At 60.4% G+C, this 26,276-nt stretch carries 24 protein-coding genes; 17 read left to right on the forward strand and 7 right to left on the reverse strand.

What is annotated here, in order from left to right; translation table 11 throughout:
• Positions 1–68 precede the first annotated feature (68 nt).
• The 4 genes from IFU31_RS02950 to IFU31_RS02965 all read left to right on the forward strand — a co-directional run bounded on the left by IFU31_RS02950 (position 69) and on the right by IFU31_RS02965 (position 2,925).
• Positions 69–401: a type II toxin-antitoxin system HigB family toxin gene (locus IFU31_RS02950; protein ID WP_192057337.1), complete on the forward strand. Its 333-nt coding sequence runs from the start codon at positions 69–71 to the stop codon at positions 399–401.
• Entirely contained in the window at positions 398–877 is a 480-nt protein-coding gene (locus IFU31_RS02955) for a helix-turn-helix domain-containing protein (RefSeq protein WP_192102238.1), read from the forward strand. The genes IFU31_RS02950 and IFU31_RS02955 overlap by 4 nt, the downstream gene beginning before the upstream one ends.
• 172 nt (positions 878–1,049) lie before the next feature.
• The gene (locus IFU31_RS02960) at positions 1,050–2,234 is read left to right on the forward strand and encodes a DUF2252 domain-containing protein (RefSeq protein WP_192102239.1); all 1,185 of its coding nucleotides are present in this window, start codon (positions 1,050–1,052) and stop codon (positions 2,232–2,234) included.
• 67 nt (positions 2,235–2,301) lie between these two features.
• Positions 2,302–2,925, forward strand: coding sequence for an FMN-dependent NADH-azoreductase (locus IFU31_RS02965; RefSeq protein WP_122712882.1), 624 nt, complete (start codon positions 2,302–2,304; stop codon positions 2,923–2,925).
• A gap of 82 nt (positions 2,926–3,007) precedes the next feature.
• Here IFU31_RS02965 and IFU31_RS02970 read toward each other — a convergent pair whose 3' ends face one another.
• Complete coding sequence (locus tag IFU31_RS02970) at positions 3,008–5,032, reverse strand: methyl-accepting chemotaxis protein (RefSeq protein WP_192102240.1); 2,025 nt, start codon at positions 5,030–5,032, stop codon at positions 3,008–3,010.
• A gap of 356 nt (positions 5,033–5,388) precedes the next feature.
• Between IFU31_RS02970 and IFU31_RS02975 the strand changes: the two genes are divergently transcribed.
• The 5 genes from IFU31_RS02975 to IFU31_RS02995 all read left to right on the forward strand — a co-directional run bounded on the left by IFU31_RS02975 (position 5,389) and on the right by IFU31_RS02995 (position 12,334).
• Positions 5,389–6,369 (forward strand): LLM class oxidoreductase, encoded by a 981-nt coding sequence (locus IFU31_RS02975; RefSeq protein ID WP_192102241.1) that lies wholly within the window; start codon positions 5,389–5,391, stop codon positions 6,367–6,369.
• Positions 6,370–6,643: 274 nt separating this feature from the next.
• A complete protein-coding gene (locus IFU31_RS02980; protein WP_192102242.1) occupies positions 6,644–8,011 on the forward strand; it encodes an alpha/beta hydrolase in 1,368 nt (455 codons plus the stop codon).
• Complete coding sequence (locus IFU31_RS02985) at positions 8,008–9,546, forward strand: hypothetical protein (RefSeq protein WP_192102243.1); 1,539 nt, start codon at positions 8,008–8,010, stop codon at positions 9,544–9,546. Before IFU31_RS02980 ends, IFU31_RS02985 begins: the two co-directional genes overlap by 4 nt.
• A 2-nt stretch (positions 9,547–9,548) precedes the next feature.
• Positions 9,549–10,919 carry a CHAT domain-containing protein gene (locus tag IFU31_RS02990; protein WP_192102244.1) on the forward strand — a complete coding sequence of 457 codons (1,371 nt, stop codon included), beginning with the start codon at positions 9,549–9,551 and terminating at the stop codon, positions 10,917–10,919.
• Positions 10,919–12,334 (forward strand): hypothetical protein, encoded by a 1,416-nt coding sequence (locus IFU31_RS02995; RefSeq protein ID WP_192102245.1) that lies wholly within the window; start codon positions 10,919–10,921, stop codon positions 12,332–12,334. Before IFU31_RS02990 ends, IFU31_RS02995 begins: the two co-directional genes overlap by 1 nt.
• A gap of 98 nt (positions 12,335–12,432) precedes the next feature.
• On the opposite strand, the gene IFU31_RS03000 is transcribed toward IFU31_RS02995, so the two are convergent.
• Together IFU31_RS03000 and IFU31_RS03005 are read right to left on the reverse strand one after the other, a co-directional pair.
• Complete coding sequence (locus IFU31_RS03000; RefSeq protein WP_192057342.1) at positions 12,433–13,494, reverse strand: diguanylate cyclase; 1,062 nt, start codon at positions 13,492–13,494, stop codon at positions 12,433–12,435.
• A gap of 183 nt (positions 13,495–13,677) precedes the next feature.
• Positions 13,678–14,172 carry a (R)-mandelonitrile lyase gene (locus tag IFU31_RS03005; RefSeq protein WP_446730929.1) on the reverse strand — a complete coding sequence of 165 codons (495 nt, stop codon included), beginning with the start codon at positions 14,170–14,172 and terminating at the stop codon, positions 13,678–13,680.
• A 102-nt stretch (positions 14,173–14,274) separates the two neighbouring features.
• Between IFU31_RS03005 and IFU31_RS03010 the strand changes: the two genes are divergently transcribed.
• The 5 genes from IFU31_RS03010 (at position 14,275) to IFU31_RS03030 (ending at position 19,122) form a co-directional block, all read left to right on the forward strand.
• Entirely contained in the window at positions 14,275–15,171 is an 897-nt protein-coding gene (locus tag IFU31_RS03010; RefSeq protein ID WP_192102247.1) for a LysR family transcriptional regulator, read from the forward strand.
• Positions 15,172–15,336: 165 nt separating this feature from the next.
• Positions 15,337–16,452 (forward strand): SMP-30/gluconolactonase/LRE family protein, encoded by a 1,116-nt coding sequence (locus IFU31_RS03015; protein ID WP_192102248.1) that lies wholly within the window; start codon positions 15,337–15,339, stop codon positions 16,450–16,452.
• Between the two features lie 107 nt (positions 16,453–16,559).
• On the forward strand, positions 16,560–17,522 hold the full coding sequence (locus IFU31_RS03020; RefSeq protein WP_192102249.1) for a DMT family transporter: 963 nt from the start codon (positions 16,560–16,562) through the stop codon (positions 17,520–17,522).
• A 90-nt stretch (positions 17,523–17,612) separates the two neighbouring features.
• The gene (locus tag IFU31_RS03025) at positions 17,613–18,737 is read left to right on the forward strand and encodes an alkene reductase (protein ID WP_122478640.1); all 1,125 of its coding nucleotides are present in this window, start codon (positions 17,613–17,615) and stop codon (positions 18,735–18,737) included.
• Positions 18,738–18,792: 55 nt separating this feature from the next.
• Positions 18,793–19,122, forward strand: coding sequence for an ArsR/SmtB family transcription factor (locus IFU31_RS03030; protein ID WP_122478642.1), 330 nt, complete (start codon positions 18,793–18,795; stop codon positions 19,120–19,122).
• A gap of 13 nt (positions 19,123–19,135) precedes the next feature.
• On the opposite strand, the gene IFU31_RS03035 is transcribed toward IFU31_RS03030, so the two are convergent.
• On the reverse strand, positions 19,136–19,549 hold the full coding sequence (locus tag IFU31_RS03035) for a winged helix-turn-helix transcriptional regulator (RefSeq protein ID WP_192102250.1): 414 nt from the start codon (positions 19,547–19,549) through the stop codon (positions 19,136–19,138).
• A gap of 85 nt (positions 19,550–19,634) precedes the next feature.
• Here IFU31_RS03035 and IFU31_RS03040 point away from each other — a divergent pair, with 85 nt between their 5' ends.
• Positions 19,635–20,489: an SDR family oxidoreductase gene (locus tag IFU31_RS03040; protein ID WP_192102251.1), complete on the forward strand. Its 855-nt coding sequence runs from the start codon at positions 19,635–19,637 to the stop codon at positions 20,487–20,489.
• Between the two features lie 64 nt (positions 20,490–20,553).
• On the opposite strand, the gene IFU31_RS03045 is transcribed toward IFU31_RS03040, so the two are convergent.
• The gene (locus tag IFU31_RS03045; protein ID WP_192057350.1) at positions 20,554–21,759 is read right to left on the reverse strand and encodes an MFS transporter; all 1,206 of its coding nucleotides are present in this window, start codon (positions 21,757–21,759) and stop codon (positions 20,554–20,556) included.
• 112 nt (positions 21,760–21,871) lie between these two features.
• Between IFU31_RS03045 and IFU31_RS03050 the strand changes: the two genes are divergently transcribed.
• Positions 21,872–22,540, forward strand: coding sequence for a TetR/AcrR family transcriptional regulator (locus tag IFU31_RS03050; RefSeq protein ID WP_192102252.1), 669 nt, complete (start codon positions 21,872–21,874; stop codon positions 22,538–22,540).
• A 176-nt stretch (positions 22,541–22,716) separates the two neighbouring features.
• Positions 22,717–23,136: an organic hydroperoxide resistance protein gene (locus tag IFU31_RS03055; RefSeq protein WP_192054306.1), complete on the forward strand. Its 420-nt coding sequence runs from the start codon at positions 22,717–22,719 to the stop codon at positions 23,134–23,136.
• A 47-nt stretch (positions 23,137–23,183) separates the two neighbouring features.
• Here IFU31_RS03055 and IFU31_RS03060 read toward each other — a convergent pair whose 3' ends face one another.
• Both IFU31_RS03060 and IFU31_RS03065 read right to left on the reverse strand, forming a co-directional pair.
• Complete coding sequence (locus tag IFU31_RS03060) at positions 23,184–24,878, reverse strand: GMC family oxidoreductase (RefSeq protein ID WP_192102253.1); 1,695 nt, start codon at positions 24,876–24,878, stop codon at positions 23,184–23,186.
• 241 nt (positions 24,879–25,119) lie between these two features.
• On the reverse strand, positions 25,120–26,070 hold the full coding sequence (locus tag IFU31_RS03065; RefSeq protein ID WP_192102254.1) for an AraC family transcriptional regulator: 951 nt from the start codon (positions 26,068–26,070) through the stop codon (positions 25,120–25,122).
• Between the last annotated feature and the right edge of the window lie 206 nt (positions 26,071–26,276).

Raw genomic sequence — 26,276 nt, forward strand, 5'->3', positions numbered from 1 at the left:
CTACGGCCGGCTTGAGGTTGCCAAAAATGACAACTGGCGTATCATGACGATAAACGCCAGGAAAACATATGGATGTTCTGAAGAAGGATCGATTTGACGACGCATGCCGTAGGCACCCTACCTGCGCCACTGCCCTCAAAGCCTGCTATCGAATTCTGTGTGCATTGGAACCCAGCTGTTACAACGATCTGGCAGACCTGTTTGGGAGCCGGTTGGATCTATTCAAGCCCCGGGCACAGGTGGGGTGGGTTGTGATCGATATCGGCGGCAACAAATTGAGATTGATCGCAGGCGTCAATTACAAGCGACAAAAGCTGTACGTCAAACACATCTATACCCATGCTGAATATGACGCTGCAAATGACTGGTATGCCAGAAACAACCAGGGGGCGAAACCATGACCACCGTACTTCAAGATCCTCAAAGCATCCGTGCTGCCTTGGAAAGCCTTCAAGTATTGGTTGAGCAGCTACGTGAGTCGTTCGTTGGCGGCATCCATAGCCCCGCTGAATACGCGCTTGCGTCTGCGTTGCTCGACGAGCTGACTGATGGCCACACCCTGAACAAGTATGAAGAGCAGGTACTGGTCGAGCTCGAGGATGCGCTTCTGAATTACGAGCGTGATTCGCAGCAGTTCGAGGCCATCAACGCCCATTTGAAACCCACCAGCACTGCCGTGCAGCTGTTGCGTGACTTCATGGAGATGCTGGGGCTTACCGGTTCGGATTTGCCCGAAATTGGCGATAAGCATGTGGTGTCAAAGGTGCTGGCCGGGACGCGCCCCATCAGCCACAAGATGGCCTATGCGCTGGCACAGCGCTTCCATACCAAGCCAGATGTATTCATCGAGGAATCCAAGCCCACGCGTATTGGATGAACCCTGCACCCATCTGCGCCGGTGGCCCGCTACCTGCCGGCATAGAACGGCTCAGCGTCTGCCAAAGCCATATGCTCCTCTCGTCGTGTTTTGCCCGGAGAAAAAACTAGAAACATTTTGAAACATGCACCTCGGATAACCACTCCATAGTCTTTCCCCCAAAGACTATTCCATGAAAACGCCCCGTCCTGCCGCACGCCTGGAACCCCTCGAGCAACTGCGCAATTTGAAGATGGCCCGATCCGCGCATGCCTATGTGCGCGGCAGCACCGTGCAATTCTATGAATGGCTGCAGTCCCAGTCCGGTCGGCGCTTGCCCAGTGGGCCGCCGGTGTGGATCTGTGGCGACTGTCACGCCGGCAACCTCGGGCCGACCGGCGATTTGAAGGGTCGCATCGACATCCATATTCGCGACCTGGACCAGACGGTGATCGGCAACCCTGTCCACGACCTGGTCCGGCTCGGCTTGTCGCTGGCGACCGCGGCTCGCGGCTCGGACCTGCCCGGCGTGGCTACCGCGCGCATGCTCGAAGAGATGATGGTGGGCTACGAGCAAGCCTTCGAGAACAACCAGGAAGAACAGCCGCAGCGTCCCGCGCAGGTCAAGGCTGGCATGCGCAGCGCTGTGCAGCGTACGTGGAAGCATCTGGCGCAGGAACGCATCGAAGACATGCGTCCGACGATTCCGTTGGGCAAGCATTTCTGGGCGCTCTCCAAAACCGAGCGCAGCGCCATCAAGGCCTTGTGCGCCACCGACGAGATCCATGCCCTGGTCACGTCCCTCAAGGGCCGCTCGGGGAGTGACAGTGTCGAGTTGCTGGATTCGGCTTATTGGGTCAAGGGTTGCAGCTCCCTGGGCCTCAAGCGCTATGCCGTGCTGCTCGGCGTGGGCGACGACGATGACCAGGAACTGTGTCTCCTGGACGTCAAGGAAGCGGTCGCTGCCGCAGCACCGCGCACGGTGCGCGCAGGTATGCCGCGCGATAACGGCCGGCGCGTGGTCGAAGGCGCCCGGCATCTGTCTCCGGGCCTGGGCAATCGGATGCTGGCCACGCGGATGCTCGACCATGGTTTCTTCATTCGTGAACTGCTGCCCCAGGACATGAAGCTTGAGCTCGACCAGTTGAGCGAAACCGAGGCCATGCGCGCGGCGAGCTACCTGGCCAGAGTGGTGGGCGCCGCTCACGCACGGCAGATGGACCTTTCGACCAGGGCCGACTGGATGCGCGAGTTGCAGACGAATCGTTCGAACACGCTGGACGCGCCGTCCTGGCTATGGTCCAGCGTGGTTCATCTGGTGGGCAGTCATGAGCAAGGGTACCTGGAGCATTGCCGACGGTACGCGTTGCAGAATTGAACATCGGCGCTCGCGCACAGGACTAAATCGAAACCCCGCGCAGCTGCGCCACATAGGAAACCCCTGTATGCATATTCTTCACATTGCCAGCTCTCCGCGTGGCGAGCGTTCCGCCTCGCTGAAACTGGCCGCACGCTACCTCGAAACCGTCGCTTCGCATCAGCCTGACGCCACCGTCGACGTGCTGGATGTGTGGACCACTGATCTGCTGCCTTTCGACGGTCCTGCGTTGAATGCCAAGTACGCCGACCTCGAAGGCGTGGAAATGACTGCCGAGCAGGCGGCGGTGTGGAAGCAGATCCACGCCTTGGGCGAGCGCTTCCATCGTGCGGATGTGATCGTTTTCAGTGTGCCCATGTGGAATTTCGGCGTGCCCTACCGTCTCAAGCACCTGATCGACTCGGTGTCGCAACGAGGCGTGCTGTTCGATTTCGACGAACAGGGCATGTGCGGCCTGCTCAAGGGCAAGAAGGTGGTGGTGCTCGCCACCCGCGGAGTGGTGCTGGGCGAGGACTATCCCACCGAGGATTACGACCATCAGGTTGCATTCCTCAGAACCTGGGCACGCATGGTGGGGATTCCAGCCATCGACACGGTGGAGTCGGAAGCGACGCTGGGCGATGCCGCAACGGCCGAGGCCAGTTTCAACGCCGCCCTGGATGCAGCCACCAAGCTGGCTGCATCCCTGTAGCGCTCCGACTGTCAGCTTCGATGGACCACAGCGCGCCGATTTGCCCTTGAGCGCAGATCGGCGCTTCCCTCGGGGCGCCTTCCTATAGCTTGAACCGCGCCACCACGGTGCGCAGCTCGGTTGCAAGCAGTGATAGCTCTTCTGCAGTCACAGCGTTGTCTTCGATACCTTCCATCAACGCCAGGCTGCCATTGCGAATCTCGGTCACGTTGCGGTTGATGTCCTCCGACACGGCGTGCTGCTGAACGGCCGCGCTGGCGATCTGGGTGTTCATGCCGACGATCTGCTCGACGCCATCGCTGATGGCATCCAGGCTGGTCGAGGCCGCATCCGCGGACTGCAGGCATTCCTGGGCGCGCTGCTTGCCAGCCTTCATTTGCTCGACGGCAGCCGCGGTGGCCAATTGCAATTCCTGGATGATGCGGCGGATCTCTTCGGTGGAGTTTTGCGTACGCGATGCCAGGGTCCGCACCTCGTCGGCGACCACTGCGAAGCCCCGGCCCTGCTCGCCCGCACGGGCGGCTTCGATGGCGGCGTTCAAGGCCAGCAGGTTGGTCTGGTCGGCAATGTTGCGGATCACTTCGATGACCCCACCGATCTGCTGGCTGTGCTGGGCAAGCGCCGAGACCTTCTGCGCGCTGCGCTCCACTTCGTCGGCCAGGGCCTCGATGGTGACCTTGGTTTCGTGCATCTGCGCCAGCCCGGCATGGGAAGACTGGCTGGCCTGTTCGGCCGCGTGGGCGGCACCTTCGGTGTTCTGCGCGACGTCGGCAACGCTGGTGGTCATTTCGTTGATGGCCGTGGCCACCTGCTCGGTTTCGCTTTGCTGGGTGTTCATCGAGCGTTTGGCGCGGTCGATGGACACACCCATGCGCGTGGCGGCGTCAGACACCGACTGCGAGCTGCGCTCGACCTGAGCCAGAGAACCACTGAAGGCCTGCACCATATGATTCAGGCTGTTGCCTACGTCGGCCATTTCATCCTTGCCGCGGACCTGGACGCGCGTGCTCAGGTCGCCCTGGGCAATGAGCTGGGTGGCCAACAGCACATCCTGAATGGTACGCCGCATGGCGCTGTAGATGCCGCAGAACACGTACACCAGCAGCAGGCCGACGAGCGCGAACATGCCAATGATGAACTGGCGTTGAGCATTCTTCTCCTCGACACGGTGTTCCAGCCGATTCAGCAACTCCACCTGCAGGGTGTCCTGGGCCTTGTACAACTCAGCCACCACTGCATTGCCCTTGGCGGGTACGTTCTGCACGTTGCCCAGTGTATCGCTGGTCGAGGACGTCACCGCGTCGAGGTCCGCACGGAAGCCCTCGAGGCTTGCGAAAGCGCTGTTGATCGGTGCCTGGATCCGATCGGCGAGCGCGGGCTCACGGCGACGCAGCAAGGCCAGGCTTTGCTGCAGTTCCTTGTGGATCAGCAGTTCGCTCTTGAGCATCGACTTGATCACGCCGCGCGTAGCCGGGCTCAACACCTGCCCTTCACGCAGGCCGCTGGCGAGCCCACGCAGTTGCCCGACGATGTTGATCTGGCGGGGCAGGCGCAAGGTGCTCTGGTCGATCATGAACAGCGATGCGTAATCCTCATCCAGCACCATCCCCGACGTGGCCGACACGTAGTAGACAAAATTCAACGTCTCGGTGAGTTGGTCGTTCCACGCGTCGAACACGCCGCTCTGGTCGGCGCCCGGCTTGGCCTGCGCCATCAACCGCGTGGCTGCTGCGTGCAGATCCTGGACGCGGTCACCGGTTTCCAGCGGCTCGTTGAACTGGCGGTCAGTGGCGGCCAGTTTCGAGAATGCGTCCTCCAGCTTCGCCTGGTTGGCCAGTACATCGGCTTGCGCAGTCGAATCACCGCTGAGCAGGCGATTGCTCAGGGCGCGCTGCATCATGGACAAGCGCAGGATGGGCGTGACGTCCAGCAGGTAACGCTGGCCTGCCTGCTCCGAACGGATGACGGCAAGGCTTTCGTTGATTTGAACGATGAAACGGGTGCCCAGCAGCGCCAGGGGGATCAGAACGATGATTGCCAGTACCGCAAATTTCGTCGGAAAGCGTAATCGGTTGGCCAGTGCTACGGCAGGAGCAAGGATGTTCATGAGGTTCTCACAGCCCGAAATGGGACGGTTCGTAATGGGTCTTGGGGTGAGAACGGTCCATTTCTCGGACGCCTGAGCTCTGCGTGGCCCATGAGGCTGACCGCAATCATTCTGCGGTCAAACGTCCCTATCGGTAGAAACCCCAATAACTTTACAAAAACTTGTACATATTTTTATTTCTGTAAAGGTTTTGAACTTTTCAGGCTGGGTAATGTCTTTTTGGCATCATTGCATCCTGGGTCGATTTCCACCCTAGATTGGGGAAAGTAATTCATCACAGTCGATCCGAAAGGTCCGAAAAAGGCATCCACCCTGGCGTTAAACTGGTGATATCTCTTGGATCTTGGGCAGGCACTATGAATCCGGAAAAACCTCTACACGATCTGGCTGGCCACGACGCGTTCAGCCGCACCTTCCAACACGGTCAATTGACCATTGGTTTCATTTCCCCGGCCAGTGGCTACCCCGACAGCCCCTTTCCAGGCCTGTCGGACCAGGCCGAGATCGTGCAAAGCCTGGATCGCAGTGACGCTGCAGCCTTGTGGCTGCGCGATGTACCCTTCTACGACCCGTCGTTCGGCGACACCGGCCAGGTGCTGGACCCGCTGGTGTACGCCGGCTGGCTGGCCGCGCTCACTCAACGGATCGCAATCGGCACGGCCGGGTTCGTCACGCCCCTGCGTGAACCTGTCATCACCGCCAAACAGATCACCACTGCAGACCAACTGCTTGGCGGACGTTTTCTGGCAGGCATGGCTTCCGGTGACCGGCCAACCGAGTACCCGGCCTTCGGGGTCGACTTCGCCACGCGCGTGGAGCGCTATCGCGAGGCGGTCGCCTTGATCAAGACCCTGACCTCGGTATCCTTCCCGCGTTTGAAAACCGAACACTTCGGCCATCTGCGCGGCGACATCGACCTGGTGCCCAAGCCTGCGGCGTCACGCATCCCCATCATCGCCATTGGCCGTGCCGGCCAGAGCCTGGAGTGGCTGGGCGAACACGTCGACGCCTGGATCTGGCATGGCGATGCCCAGCGTATGTCGGAGGTGGTGCCGCACTGGCGTGAAGTGACCGCGTCGCGTGGTTTCGTACCATTCGGCTATGGCGCGATGTTCGACCTGGATACCGATGCCAACGCACCGTTGCAGACCGGTCGAGTGCTGCACGGCGGCCGTCATGCCCTCAAGGCCTTCTTCGCGCGCCAACGCGATGCCGGCGTCAACCATGTTGCCTTGAACCTCAAGCCAACACGGCGCCCGGCGCTGGAAGTGATCGCGGAACTGCAGGAGTATGTGCTTCCCGAGTTTGCGGTGGGGGAAGATCCGGCAGCTATGTAAATATTGCGCATCGAGGGTCAGCCTGCGGCATTCAGCGGGAGACGCTGTCTAGTCACTGTAACCGTTGGTCAGCGTGACAGCCGGTCGCCGTTGCTATGTGGAACTACTGTCTATAATCAGCATGCCAGATACACGCCCAGCGCCATTCGCCATGACTCTACGTGATTCATGAAGCGCACGTCTGGCATGTCGATCATTTCTGGAATATGCGACGCCCGAAATACGCGCAGTCCACGACAGCTGGACGCTGCCTTCGATCGAAGGAGTTCGGACCATGTCCGATCCAATCATCGGATCCGTCAAACTTGATGGGGTCAATTTCGAAACGTGGTTGTTAAAGTTTGATAAGCACGGCAACTGCGAATCGAAAAAGACGCAACAGGCACTTCTACAACATCTGCGTGACACTTCTCCACCTGCCATTGTTTTATTTTCCCACGGCTGGAACAACGAGTACGACGATGCAACCGGTTTGTACCGTCGTTTTCTCTTTGAGCTTCAGCGACACTTTGCAGATCATCCGCCGACTATCCCATTGTTGTTCGTCGGCGTTATCTGGCCCAGTACATGGATGTCCTTCGATACCGGCCCGCAGATCGCGAGCGCAACGGTGGCTGCAGAGCTGCTCGATCTGCAACAGCAACTGAGCCAACGTCTGGCCGAAGAGTGGGCAGCCAACTTAGCCGTGCCCGATCGGCAGAGGCTTATATCGCTACTGGCCAGCGCCCGACTCGATCAAGCACAGGCCAAACAACTGACCGATCTGCTTAGCCAGGCATTGAGCAACATTAGAGGGCATGTTCCTGAGGCTTTGGAAAGTACAGCGCCTGACGCGGGCGAGTTGTTCAAGGCACTCATTTCGGTCCAGCGCCTGGCAATGTCGAGCGTTAGCGCCGATGACACCAATGACGAGGCGCATGCCTTGATCGGTTCTTTAGGCGACCCGCAGTCGGCCGGGCTCCTGGATATCTTCGATCCACGCAACGCGATCCGGATCGCTTCCCTCTATCAGATGAAAGACCGTGCTGGCACGGTAGGGACCAATGGCGTAAGTGCCCTGCTCAGCCAGTTGAAAGCCGCCGCGCCGCTCGTACCTCTGCATCTGGTTGGCCACTCGTTCGGCGCCAAAGTCGTGATGTCGGCGCTGGCCTCCTATCAGGGCGAGAAAATCGAATCCGTGTTGTTGTTGCAGCCAGCGATTTCCTATCTGTGCATGGCCCGGGTCTTACCCGACGAACCCGACCGACATGGTGCCTTCCGTGACGTTGCGACAAACGTTCGGCAAGCCCTGATGATCACGTACAGCGGCCACGATGTGCCACTGCATGACTTCTTTCACCTCGCTTTGTTGCGAGACAAGGATGTAGGAGAATTCGCGCCTCGCCCCGCCTCTCCGTCCGAACGGGCGGGTAAGCCTCCCAACAAGTACGCTGCGCTGGGCGGATATGGGCCACCTGGCTCGGATGCTCCGCACGCTAACGTGCCTGAGGCGGGTGATACCTCCTTGCGCATCCACCTTGGCGATCCTCCGCTCGCCCTCGATGGCACCATCGACAAACGCATTAACGGTCATGGCGATGTCGCAACCCCAATCACTGCGTGGCTGTTGTACCTGCAGCTACGCGCGAGGGTGCAACCATGAGCAGCAGAAGACGCCGCAAAATGCTGGATGCCGTCAGCGCTTACAGGGATGCAAAGCCGGTGGAAAACTTCGGTTCCAGCGTCTTGTCAATCAAGCTGGCACTCACCCAGCCCGCCATGCTCCATTTCAAGCTGGCCGCCAGCCCGTACGCGCCCGGCCAAACCAGGCCGGAGTCCGATGACACGCCCGAAGCACTTGCCTGGGAGTTTCCATTCGCCGACGTTGTGAAAGCCGGCCACGAGCGTAATGCCGATCAGGCACGCAACTACACCCTGTGCCTTCCTCCCACGCTCGAAGAGGACCTTCGCTACCGCCTGCAAAGCCTGGAGAACGGCATACCTAATCTACTTTGGCTGGACCTGTGCAGGCCCTACGGGATATTGGGCGCACTGGATTGGGAGAAGCAGATCGGTACGGCATTGGGCAGACCGCTCCTGCGTCTGCCCGACTCTCCGATCAGCCCAACGCAGCGCCCCTACGTACTCGAGTGCGCAGTTATCGTGGATGCCTGCGCACCTATCGATCCTACGGCCCTGCTATCGATGATCGAAACCATTTGCCTGGGAATTATCGAGCAATCCTCGAGGGAGGTGACCCATGTTCATGTGTTCGCCGCAGCGCCAGCCTTCGAATGCCTATGCATACTGGGCAATAACCCCAAGATCACCTTGCATGACCCTTCTTTGGCGCCAACACGTGATGAGGCGGTCAAACAGGATCTCAGCATTCCAGGTATGCCTATGGCTTCGATTGCCTGGGTCAACTGGATTATCCAGGGCCTGAATGGAAGCACACTTGATGTCGTGTATCTGGTTGGGCGCAGCCGATGGAATGAATCGGCGGCAGAACTGGTGTTATCGAGTTCTCCCTCTTCACGCGATATGCAGGTGTACAACCACACACTGGAACTCGATGAGCTGAATCTGCAGCTCAACCGCGCCGGAAGTTGGGCCACGGTATTCGTGCCGTCTGCCCCAGAACATGCACAGTCCATGGCCAACGTTGCCGACACTTTCGCACAGCGCCAGACAGGGGCTGTGATGTATCACCGCCTGAATAACCGCGATGGCTATCGACAAGCCTGCAAACTGTTGTTCGACCAGCAGAGTTACGAGGTGCCCAAGCTTGAGGATGGGTTCGTTTATTGCCATCCCGATTTCACCCACAGAGACAAGTCAAAGCGTGCAGCCTGGTCTTTCGACGCGCTGGTGACGAACACAGCCCTGATAGAGCGGGCGTCGCTCCCCAGCCTTGCCACACGGGCCAGCTTGGCGCTCGATACTTCGAAAGCCAGCGCGATCCCTGAACAGGCTCCTGGGTGGGCGATCGCCTACCAACGGTTTCTGGAGTCCACGGCCCTCGAGGAGCTTCGTAGACTTTCGACCGATGTACTCGCCAGTCACGACACCTTGTCCAGAAGCGCACTTGCGAAACACTCAGCCGCGGAAGTGGACACGACGACCCTACAACGAACGTTGAGCGAAATCTCCTCAGTAGTGGCGTCCTATATCAAACACGACGACAAGGAGTCTTGACCATGAGCCATCTCGTTACGGTGGAAATCTGCGATTCGGGCGCGTCCTTGGGCGTACGTTTACTTACAGGGCACGGCCTGCATGATCCAGATCAAATGCTTCGATTCGCACCGATGCCGGCGCAAATGTTGCCATTATCCATGTCGCTCAGCACCCTGGGCGATGCAGTAGGCCACGGTCGGACGCTTCTGGATGCGCTGAACGCCCATGGACCGATTGCCTTGGAGTTGGCGGGCTTGTTCAGCCAATACGAAATTGCGACGACGCTGACTCTTTACATGACCACTTCGACCGCAGCTCTCTATCGCTGGGAGGCACTTTACAATCCGGTATCGGACCGCTTTCTATCAGCCCAGAACAACTGCAGCATGTTTCGTATCGCCAGCGGCAGGTCACCTGTTCTGAGCGAATCCCGCGAATATTCCGGCACCATCACATTCAGTGCGTATCTGTCCGCCAGCGGTATCGAAGCGCTCGCTGAATGCGAGGTGCTGATCGACGCGGTGAAAACCGCCCGCCAGTCAGGCCTGAACATTCGAACGTATCTTTATGTAGGTGAACAGCAACTACTCGATACCGCTGCCAACCTATTGAACGGCACGCAGGCTATCGAGCTCCGTCCTATCCCTGCCAATGCATTGGCGTTTGAAGCGTCCCTCAAGGCTGATCGTGCCCAGCTCCTGCACTTCTTGGCCCACGGTGATATCCGTGAAGGAGAGGCTTTTCTCGAGTTCGCTTCGATCAGCGATCACGATAGAAACGCGGACCCTGATAATCCTGACATCGATCCAGGCTCGATACGCCTGTCTCTCGACCGTCTTGAACAAAGCCTGGCGGCGACCGGTACCACCTGGTTAACCCTGCTCAACTGCTGCTCAGGCGCGGCGTCGGTGTCCAAGCTTTCATCCATGGCCGCGAAACTGGCCAAGTCAGTATCCCCCATCACGATTGGCATGGCAGATCCCATCGACTATCAAGATGCAACCTTGTTTGCCAAATCTTTTTACAAACATGCACTTGAAACCATTCATCAAGCCACTGCAAGCCTCACCCAAGGTCAGTCGATCATCATCGACCTGAGCGTGGCCGTCAAAGCCGCACGCGGGGTGCTGTACGAAACGGCGCGTGCGAACAGTGACCTGCCCAACGGCTTCGCCCGGTGGTGCTTGCCGATAGTCTATCTGCGCGACATCCCATTGAAAATCACGCAGATAGACGAGAAGACCAAGACACGCATCGACGCTATCGCAAAGGTCTTGCAAGGTTTTTCATCCGAAACGCCACCACAACTGCGTTCCGATGTCCTTGGTTTGCTTGCCAACGAACCATCGATACCTGCGCGGCTTTGGCCTGACCTCAATGGTAATCTCTGATGAACCTTATCGAGCGGCCTTCAACCCTCCAGGTGAACGCTTGGAGCGGCAAGCACACTGTCGAAGGTGACTTGAGTGCCACCACGCCTTTCGCCCAGCGTCGCCAAGGCGATAAGCCGCCGCAGTGGCTGGCGGCGCCTGGCGAGGTCGACCTGCGCGAGTGGCGACATCCAGAAGTAGGCTGGGGGTTGGTGCTACCCGAAAATGACGACCTGTCGCCTCACGAGCGAGCAGGCGCCGAAGATGCGCCACTCCCTATCCAGCAGCTCCTGGCATCGAGACCCGGCTCGCCGGTCCTGCGCTGGCGGCAGGACTTGCAGCAAGGTTATTTGCGCCGGTATTACGCCAACGGCAAATCACCAGAAGATCTTTCGTTGCTTTCGCTCAAACCGGGGATCAAAGAAGGTCACATACCTCGATACTTGTTGATCTACGCCAACCCGCGGCAAATCCCCTGGGCCGTACAGTACGCCTTGAATCTGTCGACGTTCGTAGGACGCCTCGATTTGACCGGTGAGGGTCTGGCGAACTACGTCAATGCACTGATTGGCGATTGGGCGGAACATCAACCTTGCGATCCAGCTGCACCCTTGATCTGGCAGGTCAATCAAGGCGCGGGGGATATCACGGCTCTTATGTGCCGAGTGGTGGCGGACAAGGTCTGGGAAAGCTTCGGCAGCGATCCAGACTTGCCCAGGCGTCATCAGCTCAAGGAAGACGCGGCCACTGCCGCCTCGCTGTACGCTGCGCTGAGCGAACGGCAGCCTGGGTTGGTGGTGACTACCAGCCATGGTATGACCGGCCCACTCGACGATAAAACCGCGTTGGCCGCGCAGCTTGGGCTGCCCGTGGATGTAACAGGCAGCCCCATCGCGCTTGCAGGTCTTTTACCCTGGAAGGCCAATGGCGCGATCTGGTACGCACACGCCTGTTGCTCCGCCGGTGCAGACGGGAAGTCCCGGTATCGCGGCCTGTTTGATGCGGATAATCGCATCGGCCAAATGCTCAATGCCGTCGCAGAGGGCGCCGGGCCGAGCATCGCACCGCTGCCGCGTGCCTTGCTTGGAGCACCGTCGCCGCTACGCGCATTCGTGGGCCATGTAGAGCCGACATTCGATTGGACCCTCAAGGACCCTCTGACAGGCCAATCGCAGGCCTACGCGGTGTGTGATGCACTTTACCCGGCCCTGTATCGTCAGGCCCCGCGCACGCCGATAGGTTATGCCCTGAGCGGGGTCTATAAAGAAGCAGGCCACTTTTACGGGGCCTGGCAAGAAGCGATTGACCAGATCGATAAAAACGTACCGGGCATGCGCAACTGGGCGCTGTATCGGCAACTGGTGGCTATGGATCGCCAGACCTTAGTAATCCTGGGCGACCCTACGGTTTCACTGCCCAAGCTCGCGCTTAGTTGAAGGTTGCGATATTGAATGTCAACGCAGGCATTTGTGATCGGGCTATGCCGGGTTACTGCAGATGTATAGGCAAACCGGGCTTGCAGTATGAGCAGCCATCAGCCCTCAACGCTGGCCGGCCACGGCTGCACACAAAGCCGATTCTTGCCACTGCGCTTGGCCCGGTACAGTGCTTCGTCCGTGGCCTTTATCCAATCACGTTCGCTGGCATATTCATGGGAGTAAGGCACCAGGCCAATGCTCAGGGTCACTTCTACGGGCACGGTCAGGTCAGCCCAGTAGGCGAATCGTTGGCGAATGTCGTCCAACTGCCGGGTCGCTTCCGCGACGCTGACATCGAACAGCAGCAAACAGAACTCGTCGCCGCCGTAGCGTCCCGGCACGGCAGACGTCCCCAGCCCTGAACGCAGCAGGTTGGCCAGGCGGCCGATGATGGCATCGCCCACCAGATGACCGTGCTCATCGTTGATGCGCTTGAAGTTGTCGATGTCTATCAAGGCCAGCATCGCCGTCACCTCACCCCTCCTGCAGCGAGGAAAGATTTCGTCCAGCTTTTCCCTCCACGAAGCGTGATGGAGCAGGCGGGTCATGCCGTCCAGTTTACTGATGAGTTTGAAGGCCTTCTTGTGCACTGCCAGTTGCACCGAAACGCCGTAGCTGGCGCGGGCCACGATCAGCGGGTAGATGATCAGCATCGGCAGACAGGCCAGTTGCTGCAGCGCCGTGGTCGCCATCGACAACTCGAACCTATTCAGGCTCAGCGCCGTAAGCACACCCACAACCTGCAGCGCAACGCTGGCCCGTAACAGGCGCCAACCGCCTGCGGCCATCGCGTTCATGGCGACCATGGCAAGCAGCAGCACCGACGGCAGCAGGTTGAACGCCATCAGCCCTGCCCAGCCGCCGGCGAACAGGGCGTCCAGCATGAGGTTGCGCTGTTCGGCAGCGAAGGGATCCGAGGCATTGCGTGCGAGCAGGTACGCACCGGTTGGCCAGGCCACGAGGTTGGCCAACATCGCTGCCCATACCCACGTGGGCGTGCCGGGCTGATCCAGCAACACTGCACCGATGAAGAGCGCACTGAGCAGGCACCCTATCGAGCGCGGCCCGTAGATACGGCGCGCGAAACTTCTCCCCAACTCCTGGCGACTGAGCGGCATACCAAGGCTCCCCGCCTTTGCTATCGATGTGCCCTGTCAGAGCAAAGACGTGCCGCTGTCCGGTGGTCGACTGAGCGTCGAACGGCATGGCACTTTGGCATCGATTTTATAGCAAGTCGGGTTTGCAGTCAGCAGCCGTTCGGTGCACGGGCGATTGTTGCCAATGCACGCTGGACATTGGCCTCACTGGGCCTGGCCGTACTCCGCATCGCTGACCTGCTCCAGCCAATCCACCACCTTGCCGTCCAGTGCCTCGGCAATGGCGATATGGCTCATGCCAGTATCGGGCCGTGCGCCGTGCCAGTGTTTCACCTGGGGAGGAATCCACACGGTATCACCGGGGCGAATCAGCTGGCGGCCCTGGCCCTCCTGCTGCACGTAGCCGGCACCTGCGGTCACGATCAGCGTCTGGCCCAGCGGGTGGGTGTGCCAGGCGGTACGCGCGCCGGGCTCGAAAGTGACCGTGGCGCCGCCGATGCGAGCGCCGTCGGTGCCTTTGAATGGGGCATCGACCCGAACCTTGCCGGTAAAGTACTCGGCGGGCCCGACCGCGGACGGCTGCGAGCCTGCGGGCGTTACGGTGACATTGAGGGAGTGAGTGCCATTCATGGGCTGGGCTCCTTTGCTTTCAAACGTTAACAAGGACAATGAGAGCGCGGCGGCTGCGAGTGATTTCACCAAGAATCTTCCTGTGCTTTGCCGAAGAACTCCAATCTACCCGTTAGATGTCCGTCTGATTAGCCACTATAATCAGCATGGATAAATGAACTGGACTCATGAATGCTTCGCGACAATGCCAACGATCTTCTTGCCTTCCTCGCGGTTGCCAAGGAGCGCAGCTTTACCAAGGCCGCCGGCAAGCTTGGCGTTTCGCAGTCTGCGCTCAGCCACACGATGCGAGCCCTGGAAGCGCGCCTGGGCTTGCGACTGCTGACGCGCACGACCCGCAGCGTATCCCCCACCGAGGCTGGCCAGCGATTGATCAGCACGGTTGGCCCCAGTTTCGCCGATATCGAAGTTGCGCTGGCGGCACTCAGCGAACTGCGCGACCGTCCCGCCGGTAACATCCGCATCAACGCCGTGGACCATGCTCTGGAACTGGTTTTGCGCCCGGTGCTGAAAACCTTCCTGCCCAAGTACCCCGACATTTCGATAGAAGTGTGTTGCGACTACACCTTCGTCGACATCGCGGCCCAGGGCTTCGACGCCGGCGTGAGACTGGGCGAGGCCGTCGCCGATGGCATGATCGCCACGCGCATCGGTCCCGACATGCGCATGCTCGTGGTGGGTTCACCGGCCTACTTCGCCGGACGCGAGCGCCCGGTCACACCGCGCTGCCTGCCCAACCATCTGTGCAACAACCTGCGCCTGCCCACTCACGGCGGACTGTATGCGTGGGAGTTCGAAAAGGACGATGAAACCCTCAACGTGCGGGTGTCTGGACAGGTCATCTACAACGGCGCGTACCAACTGCTCGACGCCGCCCTGGACGGGTTCGGCTTGAGCTTCATTCCAGACGACATGGCTGCGCCCTACATTGCCAGCGGGCAACTGCAGGTCGTACTCGAAGACTGGTGCCCCTGGCACCCGGGGTACCACTTGTATTACCCAAGCCGCAGGCAAGCGTCGCCGGCGTTTGCGTTGCTGGTCGAGGCGTTGCGGTATCGGGTGGATTGATGCTGCAGGGTGCGGGTATTCGTGGATTTCTCGCTCGCTCAACATCGGATATGAGGCGAGGCTGCACCGGCGCACTACCGGCATAGTCCATCCGTACTTGTACGATGTCTTATCACGCGGTATTACTGCATCTCCAAAAAAAAACAAGATCACGGAGATCGCTACATGGACTCGACCTTGTCCGCCTTGCCTGAACGCACTGCTCAAGGCAACACCCGCCGCAGCTTCCTGCATAAGTCCCTCGCCGTCTCTGCCTCGCTGGCGACAATGGGCGCCGCCGCCCTGCCCCAACTGTCGGATGCCGCCGAACCACTGAGCTCGCGCTACCCCGACCCGTTGGTTCACGCCCTCGACGATAGCTTCATGGCGTTGCATGTGTTCAACGCCAGCGTGGAAAAGCTCGCCACCGGCATGCGGTGGGCAGAAGGCCCGGTCTGGGTGGGCGATGGCCGCTACTTGCTGGTCAGTGACATTCCCAATAATCGCATCATGCGCTGGGACGAAGTCACCGAGGGCTTCTCCGTGTACCGCGAGCACGCCAACTTTTCCAATGGCATGTGCCGCGATCGCCAAGGGCGTTTGCTGGTCTGCGAAGGGTCGACCACCACTGCCGAGGGTCGCCGGGTCACGCGCACCGAATACAACGGAACGCTCACCGTGCTGGCCGACAGCTACGATGGCAAGCCCTTCAACTCGCCCAACGATATCGTCTGTAGAAGCGACGGCTCGATCTGGTTCACCGACCCGCCTTTTCAGACCCACAACAACTACGAAGGCCACAAGGTCACGCCGGTTCAACCCCATGGCGTTTACCGCATCGACGGCGACAGTGGCAAGGTCACTCGGGTCATCGACAACCTCGATGGCCCCAACGGCCTGTGCTTCTCCCCCGATGAAAAAACCCTGTACGTCGTCGAAGGCCGGGCCAAACCCAACCGCCTGGTCTGGGCCATTGCGGTCAAGGACGACGGCACCCTTGGCGAGCGCCGCAAGCATATCGAGGGGCTCGACTACGCCGCCATCGACGGAATCGAATGTGATGAAGAAGGCAACCTGTGGTGCGGCTGGGGCGGCAATGGCGATCCCAAGGCCGACCTGGAAAAACTGGACGGCGTGCGCGTGTTCAACCCCCAAGGCAAGGCGATCGGACACATTTCGCTGCCAGAACGCTGCGCAAACCTGTGCTTTGGCGGACGGGAAGGCAACCGACTGTTCATGGCCAGCAGTCATTCGATCTACTCGCTGTTCGTGAACACGCGTGGAACGACTTTCACCTCGTAGCAACCGGGCTGGTCTCGCTACAGGCTCCCCAGTAGCCAAACTCTAACCAGCCGCACAGACAGGCATGTGCGGCGACGCCCTTCTTTCTACCCTTTGACGAGCCACCCATGAACGCATCCGCCACGCGTCCCGTGTCGCAGTTTCTTTCCGACCCCAGAACCGTATTGCTTTTGGCTACCCTGTGTTGCGCCCTTTGGGGCAGCTCTTACCCGGCGATCAAGAACGGCTACGAGCTGCTGCAGATTGCCCCGAACGACGTGCCGTCCAAGCTGATTTTCGCAGGTTATCGTTTCCTCCTGGCCGGCCTGTGCCTGTTGCTGCTGGCGGTCATGATGGGCAAACCTGTCCTGCGCCTGAGCCCACGCACATTTGGCCAGGTGGCCCTGCTGGGTCTGGTGCAAACGGGGCTGCAATACGTGTTTTTCTACATTGGCCTGGCCTACACCACGGGCGTCCGCGCGTCGATTCTGAATGCCACCACCACCTTCTTCAGCGTGCTGCTGGCGCACTTCGTCTACCACAACGACAAACTGTCCATGCGCAAGAGCGTGGGCTGCCTGCTCGGATTTGCCGGTGTATTGACGGTGAACGCCGGCGCGGGTCCGCTCGATGCCTTGCCGTCCGTGCACGGCGAGGGCTTCATCGTGATCGCCGCTTTCGTGCTGTCGGCGGCGTCCATCTATGGCAAATATGTCTCCCACCGCATGGATGCGATGGTGATGACGGGTTGGCAGCTGGCCGTTGGTGGCCTGGCATTGCTTGTGGGCGGGTACGCGACCGGCGGAACCCTGGGTCACATGACAGCCACGTCGACCCTGCTACTCATCTACCTGGCCCTGCTGTCAGCGGTGGCGTTCACGCTGTGGAGCCTGCTCCTCAAATACAACCCCGTCGGCAGGGTCAGTGTGTTCGCGTTCCTGGTGCCGGTGTTCGGGGCCGGGCTGTCGGCGATGTTCCTCGGCGAGAGCATTTTCGAATGGAAGAACCTGGCAGCCCTGGTGCTGGTGTGTGTCGGTATCGCGCTGGTCACGCGCGCGCAGGTGCCTGGGGTTGCATCCAAGGCGAGCTAGCGCGTGCTTCTCATGGATATCGATACGCATCACATAAACGCATTCGAATGTGTTAATGTGAAGTTACTCTCGTTGTCCTACGGAACTGAAATGATCGACTCCAGCCTGTTCACCTCCCTCACACTCGGTGGCCTGACCCTCAAGAACCGGATTGCCCTGCCCCCGCTCACGCGGTCCAGAAGTACCCAGCCCGGGGACGTGCCCAATGCCTTGATGAGCGACTATTACCGGCAACGCGCCAGCGCCGGGTTCATGATCACCGAGGGCACCCAGATAGAGCCGCGTGGCCAGGGCTATGCCTGGACGCCAGGCATCTACAGCCAGGAACAGATCGCTGGCTGGCAGCAGGTCACCCGCGCCGTCCATGAACAAGGCGGAGTGATTTTCTGTCAGCTCTGGCATGTCGGGCGCGTGTCTCATGACAGCCTGCAACCTGACAACCAGCCCCCCGTCGCCCCCTCCGCCATTCGCGCAACGGCCGTGAAGGTCTTCATCGAAACCGGTCCTGACGCCGGTGCGCTGGCCGATCCGAGCATGCCCAGGGCCCTGGAAACTGCGGAGGTCCAGGCGCTGGTCGAGTTGTATCGCGTCGCGGCAGTCAACGCCAGGGAAGCGGGGTTCGACGGCGTCGAACTGCATTCAGCCAATGGCTATCTGCTCAATCAGTTCATCTCGGAACACACCAACCTTCGCACCGACGAATACGGAGGTTCGCTGGACAATCGCCTGCGCTTCTTGCGCGAGGTGACCGAAGCGGTGATCTCGGTGTTCGGCAGCGAGCGTGTCGGCGTACGTTTTGCGCCGCTGTTCGAGACAACCGCTGAGGAACGCGTCTACCTGGGCCTGGTAGAAAGCGACCCGCAGGCTACCTACATCCAGGCAGCGGCCATGTTGAATGAGCTGGGTATCGGTTACCTGTCCATTGCCGAGGCCGACTGGGACAACGCCCCGGAACTGCCCGAGTCGTTTCGCAAGGCGCTGCGCGAGACGTTCACCCGGCCGATCATGTACTCGGGTTGCTACACTCAGGAAAAGGCCGAGCGCGTGCTTGCCGACGGCCATGGCGACCTGTTTGGTTTCGGTCGCACGTTCATCGCCAACCCCGATCTGCCGAAGCGATTCGAACAGGGCCTGCCGCTCAATCCCGTCGACTACGCCACGCTTTACGGCGGTGGTGAGACGGGTTACGTCGACTATCCCTTCGCGACGCCCTAAAATAGCCACTCCTCGGCGGGATCACTCCCGCCGGTCAAAAGGGTCAGGCAGCGAAATGACGGCATTGAACGAGGCACTCAAGGTTCTATCCAGCCCTACGCGACGGGCCGTTCTGACCTGGCTCAAGGACCCGCATCGCTCGTTCGAAGGCTACAGCCAGCTGTACGATTTCAGTGTGCATGGCGTCTGTGCCAGCCTGATTCAGGACAAGGCCGGCCTCTCGCAGCCGGCCACCTCGATCTGCCTCAAGGCCTTGCTCGACCAAGGGTTCGTCGAGGCCAGCAAGGTTGGCAAGTGGACCTACTACCGGCGCAATGAAGAACGACTCAGGGAGGCGATGTCAGGCTTGCTGACCGAGCTTGAGGTCGACACCCAGGGCTCATAGGGCCTGCCCGAAGTCATGCCTGGCCTTCATCACCCGGTTCGTGCGCCCTTCTGAATGCCAGGATTGCAGACAGGTTGTCCTCGATCCAATCAACGACGATCTCCAGTTTCGCAGCCGCCGCCGCCCCCAGTGGTGTCAGGCTGTACTCGACATACGGTGGCACCACTGGCCGGGCCACGCGCAGCACCAGTCCATCCCCTTCCAGCCGTTGCAGCGTATGGGCGAGCATCTTTTCGCTGACGCCGCCGATCTTGCGCCGCAGTTCGCTGAATCGATGCGTACCTTCCAGCAAGACCACCATCACCAGAACGCCCCATCGACTGGTCATGTGCTGGAGGATTTCCCGAGACGGACAATCGGCCTGCAGCACTTCGCCGCGGCGGACTTTCTCGGAGAAGCGGTGAGAAGCGGATTCGAGATCAACCATTGCACCTACCTTTATGTACGTACTTACTTTTCGTAAGCTTCTATTCTAGCATCGGTCGCTCTCTAACCCGAACGAAGGTGCTTCCATGATTGCTATTACCGGTGCAAATGGCCAACTGGGCCGCCTGGTCCTCGACTCGCTGCTGAAAACCGTCAATCCCGCCGAGCTGATCGCGCTGGTGCGTGACCCGGCAAAGGCAGCCGATCTGCGCGCCAAAGGCATCGAGATCCGAGCGGCGGATTACAACAAGCCTGAAACCCTGACCAGCGCGTTGAAAGGTGTTGACCGCCTGTTGCTGATCTCCTCCAGCGAGGTGGGACAGCGCCGTGCACAACACCGCGCCGTTATCGCCGCCGCGCAGGCAGAAGGCGTGGCATTGTTGGCCTACACCAGCTTGCTGCACGCAGACACATCGACATTGGGATTGGCAGCGGAGCATCGCGATACTGAACAGGCACTGGCCGAATCCGGTTTGAGCCATGTGCTTTTGCGAAATGGCTGGTACAACGAGAACTACACCGCCAGCGTCGCATCGGCTGTCGAGCATGGCGCGATCCTGGGCAGCGCAAAGCAAGGTCGAATCTCCTCGGCGGCTCGGGCGGACTACGCCGAGGCCGCCGCGAGTGTGCTGACCCAAGACGGCCAGGCCGGCAAGATCTACGAACTGGCCGGCGACGACAGCTACACCTTGACTGAGTTGGCCGCAGAAGTGGCGCAGCAATCGGGTAAGGCGGTTGCCTATAACGACTTGCCGCAGGCGCAGTACAAAGAGACCCTCGTCAGCATTGGGTTACCCGATGAATTGGCGGCAATGCTGGCTGACTCGGATGCAGCAGCTGCCAAGGGCGATCTGTACGACGGCAGCCGGCAGTTGAGCCAACTGTTGGGACGCCCCACGACACCGATTGCACCGTCCGTCAGCGCTGCCTTGAAGCCCTGAGCTCGAAGGGCCGAGTCACGGGGGCGTTCCAGGCGCGGCGCCCCCTGCTCGCCCAGCCCGTGCATCAGTGACCACTGACCGTCTGGCCAGACGCCCTGGTTCCTCCAACGAAGCCATGCACCCGAGCCTGCGCGGCGATGCCCAGACTGATCAATACCAGCACCAGCAACACCCAGGGAAAGCAACTCACGCCCCAGTGGCCCAGCAACACGCCACCCAGTAACCCGCCGCCCGCTATCGCACTGTTCCACACCACGACATTCATCGACAGCGCGACGTCAGCGCCTCTGCCTGCCGAGTCGGCCAGCGCTGTTTGCAACAGCGTCGCGGCACCACCGAACGTCAGCCCCCAGATCGCAACGCCGACATAGATGGCCAATGCCGACGCCGAGAACACGCCGAGAAAGACCGCGACCGCCGCAAAGGTGGCCAAACTGACCAGGACTGTTCTTCGTAGATGATCTTCGACCAGCCGTCCCGTGGCCCAGATGCCCACCAGCGCTGCCACACCAAAGGACAGCAAGACCAGATCCACGTCATTCGCCAGCCCGGCCTTGGAAACGAAAGGTGCGACATAGGTATAGAGGATGTTGTGCGCCAGCATCCAGGTGAACACCACCCCCAGCACCGGGCGCACGCCCGGTGTGGAAAAGACCTCGCGCAACGCCATCCGCTGCGAGGACGAATGCCCCGGGTAGTCGGGCACTTTAATCAGCACCCAGACGATCAATACCAAGGTCATTCCAGACATCAATCCGAAGGCCATACGCCAACCCATGAAACCGCCCAGCCAGGTCCCCAGTGGCACGCCCAGCGACAAGGCAATCGGCGTTCCGATCATCGCCACCGCCAGCGCACGGCCCTGCAGTCGCGGTACCACCATGCGTCGAGCGTAGCCAGCGATCAAACTCCAGGCCAGCCCCGCGGAGACGCCCGCGAAAAATCTGGCCACCAGGGTCAGCTCATAGTTGGAAGACCATGCAGTGATGGAGTTGAACAACAGAAACCCTACGATCGTCATCAACAGCACCGTTCTGCGTCGCCAGCTTTGGGTGGCGATGGTCAGCGGAATGGCCGCCAGCAGCGAACCCAATGCATAGACGGTGACCATCTGCCCTGCCAGTGATGGCGAGACGTCCAGGCCGCTGCTGATCTGCGGCAGCAATCCGGCCGGCAATGTCTCGGTGACGATGCAGATGAAACCGGTCATCGCCAAAGCCAGCAATGCGCCAAGCGGAAGCTTTTCGCTGTGTCGCTCATGTGTGGTCATGCCTGTCCCTTTCGATTTATATACTGGTCGGTATAAATGTAAGGCGATAGCGTGCAGTGGTCAACGACTTATGTATCGGTTAGTATCTAAGTCTTGCAGAAGGAGACTCGACATGGCACAGATGGGACGTCCGCGTACGTTCGACCGTGATGCCGCAATCACCCAAGCGATGCATCTGTTCTGGGAGCATGGCTACGACGCCACCTCGCTGAGCCAGCTCAAGGCCAGAATCGGGGGCGGCATCAGTGCGCCCAGTTTCTACGCCGCTTTTGGCTCCAAGCAGGCGCTGTTCCATGAGGTGATCGAGCGTTATCTCGACACCCATGGTCGAGTCACCGAAAGCCTGTTCGATACGACCCTCCCGCCGCGCAAGGCGATCGAGCTCACTCTGCGCCGCTCGGCGAAAATGCAATGCGAGCCCGGTCACCCCAGAGGGTGCCTGGTCGCGCTGGGCCTCATGAGCGCATGTTCCGAGGAAAGCAAGGCGATATCCGAGCCATTGGCGCGTACGAGAAACGTAAACCGGGCCGGTCTGGTGGCGTGTGTCGAGCGAGCCGTCAGCACTGGCGAACTAACGAAGACGGTGATCCCCGAGGTGCTCGCCACCACGTTCGACAGTTTCATGCTTGGCTTGTCGACCCTGGCGCGCGACGGTGTGCCGGCTGCCAGGCTGGACACCGCGGTCGATCAGATAATGGCGCTGTGGGATAGCCTGAATGCGAGCATTGGCCGTGAGTGCGGCGTTATCGCTGACGAGCCTGGCGAACGGAAATCCGACTGAACGGCGACATGCCAAGTTTCGGGCATGGCACCTGGCAACCAGCGTCACAACGCAAACTACATCATCACGAAATATATCTTGCGCACTAGATATTAGCGCGATAGATTAAACCCAGCCAGTCAGCGTGCGAATACATGGCTGACGGCACCTCCTCCAGCCATCAACGGAAAAAAGCCATGAACGTTCTCTACACCGCTACTGCAACTGCCACCGGCGGCCGTGATGGCCGTGCCGTTTCCAGCGACAAGATTCTCGACGTGGCGCTGGCCACGCCGAAAGAACTGGGCGGCGCCGGTGGTGAAGCCACCAACCCCGAGCAACTGTTCGCTGCCGGCTACTCAGCCTGCTTCATCGGTGCACTGAAATTCGTCGCCGGCCAGAACAAACGCAGCATCCCGGCCGACACGTCGATCACTGCCCAGGTGGGCATCGGCCAGATTCCGGGCGGGTTCGGCCTGGACATCGACCTGAACATCAACCTGCCAGGTCTGGAGCAGGCCGATGCCCAGGCGTTGGTCGAAGCTGCCCACCAGGTGTGCCCGTACTCCAATGCCACGCGCGGCAATATCGAGGTTCGCCTGCACGTTACCGTTTGAATCACTCGCCTGACTGAAGTGCTGCCTCGGCTAGGCCGCACGGGCCGTCAATCGACGGCTCTCTCCCTCTGAACGGCAAACGCCCGACCCATGGGTCGGGCGCTTGCCGTCTCGCGCTCGGCTTCCACGGTCTGGGTCAGCAAACTGCCCAAGCGTTCTCCGATGATCACGCAAGGCGCCATGGTGTTTCCCGTGGTCACCCGCGGCATGATCGAGGCATCTGCCACCCTCAGGCCGCTGATGCCGTAGACCCGCAACTGTGAATCCACTACGGACATGGCATCCCTGCCCATCTTGGCCGTACACGACTGGTGCCACACGGTTGAGGCCGTATTGCGCACGAATGACTCCAGCGCCTTGCGGCTCATGGCCCCCGGCATGACTTCGCGCCGTACAAACGGTGCCATTGCCGAACTGTTGCCGAGCTCGCGACAAAACTCGACCGCCCGTACCAGGGCCTGCAGGTCTTCGGGATCCGACAGCGCGGCACTGTCGATGAGTGGCGCATCCATGGGATTGGCACTCGCCAGGGTGATCGCGCCCCGGCTTTTGGGCCGCACCAGCCCAGGTAGCAGCGACCACGCAGCCGCAGGTGGCTGGAAAATGGCCTGGGCCTCGGGCGTGGCTATGGGGATTTGCGCGAGAAAGGTCTGGATGTCCGGGACATCCAGGGATGGATTGCTTTTCCAGAAGAACGTCGACTCGCCGGCATTGTTACGCGGTGGCTGGGGGTGCTGATATTCCCAGATGCATCCGGAAACCATGATGTGGTCCTGATAGTTCTGACCGACACCCGGAAGGTCCTGAACTACATCGATACCTTGCGCGTTCAACTGCCGCGTGTCGCCGATTCCGGAGAGCATCAGGACCTTGGGCGTATTGATGGCGCCCAGAGACAGCACGACCTCATGTCGAGCCCCCAACCTGATGACTTTGCCCTCGTGAAGCACCTCCACCCCCACCGCCCGCTTACCGTCCAGCAACACCCGCAGCACATGAGTATGCGTCAGCACGGTCAGGTTGGGCTGAGCCATCAAGGGGTACACATAGCTGCGAAAGATCGAACGGCGACGGCCGTCGTCCAGGCACAGATTGGCCAACGCGGCGCCTCCGGGCCCCTCCATTATGGCGCCGTTCTGATCGTCGTAGACCGGCAGGCCAAGCGATGCGGCGGCGCGCAGCATGGCCGGTGCAACCGGATTGGGGTCTGGCGCAGGCTGGACGAAAACCGGCCCTCCCGTGCCGCGCCGCAGCGGATCCGGTGCGCCTTGCCAGTCTTCGATACGTCGAAAGGTTGCCAGAGCCGAAGCGTAGTTCCAGGCTGGATCGTCAGCCTCCCTGGCAAAATAGTCCCAGTCGCTGCTGTGACCGCGCGACCAGACCATGACGTTGATCGATGCACCACCGCCGAGCACCTTGCCCATGGACAGAGGAATGGCTCGATCATGGAGATGGGGGTTGGGTTGTGCCTGAAACTGCCAATCGCGTTCGCCGCCCAGGTTGACGAACCACTGGCTGGCATCGGTGACACTGGGCACCTCGTCCGTGCCACCGGCCTTGATCAGCAATACTCTGACGTCGAGGTTCTCCGCCAGGCGGCGGGCAACCACCGATCCGGACGTACCCGAGCCACAGACGATGTAGTCATAGGTCTCAGCCAGCCTGGCCTTCAACTGACGTTGATTGTGTTCGACACGACGCGAGAAGTCTGCGGTGTGCATAGCGCTTGTATAGCTGTTCATGTGGATGCCTTTGAACACCCCTCAAGCGGGTGACAACGAACGACATTGCCAGCCATTGCAAGGAGGTGCAGGTGTACGACCAAGGGCGCTGACACAGCCGCCGGGGAAACAATCTGTCTGCGAAGACACGACCGATTCTAGGGCGTGAAGAACCCCGACCCGTTACCCAAGAGGCGCTTGCTGCTTGTCCGTGAGGCGCTTTTCAATGCGTTTGAAGAATGCAGGCCGAAGGTAAAGGCGTTCAGCGAGTACTGGCTCGGACCTGCGAGGGGCAAATGCCGAACTCGGCGCGGTAGGCGCGGCTGAAGTGGGCGGCGGTCGCGAATCCGCATTGCCAGGCGACTTCCTGAGCGCTGGGGGTGAGCGTCTGTCTGGCGCTCAGCAAGCGCTGCGCGTGCTGCAGGCGAACGTGCCAGACATGACCCATGACGGTAGTGCCCTGGCTTCTGAACACGTGTTGCAGGTGCTTGACCGATACGTGCGCGGCGGCGGCGATCGCCGAAGTGTCCAGCCCGGTGTGCGCCAGGCTTGCGTGGATGTAGCGGCGGGCCCGCAGCAGTACGACTTCCGCACTGCGCGAAGTGGCCTTGTCCCCCGGCGCACCCAATAACGCGTCGATCAACTCCAGCAGTTGTCGACCCATCAGATCGCGAATCATGGGGCTGGGCGCTACTTGTTGCTGTGCGATGCAGTGAATGAGGGCGCGGGCGGCGCGCGTGTCGGCCGAGCTCGAATCGGTAATCACCGGCCTGGGCAGGGAATGCCTGAGCCCGCGTTCGCGCAGATTGCTCTTGGGAATACGCAGCACCGTCATCTGGGCGCGTTCAGTGAAAGACTCTTGAAAAGACCGTTCGGGGTCGATGAAAAACATGCTCCCGGCATCGAATCGGTGCTGCTGCCCGGCTTCCTCGATGTCGACATGCCCTTGCGTCATCAGCTTCAAGTACAGCCAATCGCCCTGCCACGAGGATCGCTCCTCGCCCACCGGCGCCAGCACGACGCACGCCAGGTCGGCCTGGGTCAGGCCTATGTGACCCAATGTCCAACTTTTCGATGTGGAAGCCTGCACGCGTGAGTCGTCGAACCGGCAGTACAGGCCGTGGTGCTCGAGCATGACGTCAGACCAATTGGCTGCGGCATCGGGGCCAAGATCGAAGTCCATGTCGTGAGCGGCGAAGCGTCTTGGCGGCATGGAAACGTTCTCGGGTCAGGTTTCACGCTCTGTATCTCGGCCCACCTCGTGGGCAACGAGACGGGGATCTGAGGCAGGTTACGCTCTTTGTCCAACTGCAGGTCCATCTTCTTGGAAACCGCTTAGAGACGGCCCGTCGTACTGTGTTTTACCAACGTGCGCGGTATCCCTGCCCAACAGTCCCAGCCCGCGTATTGATGCGTTTC

The organism is Pseudomonas sp. CFBP 13602, from assembly GCF_014842725.1.
Lineage (GTDB): Bacteria > Pseudomonadota > Gammaproteobacteria > Pseudomonadales > Pseudomonadaceae > Aquipseudomonas > Aquipseudomonas baltica.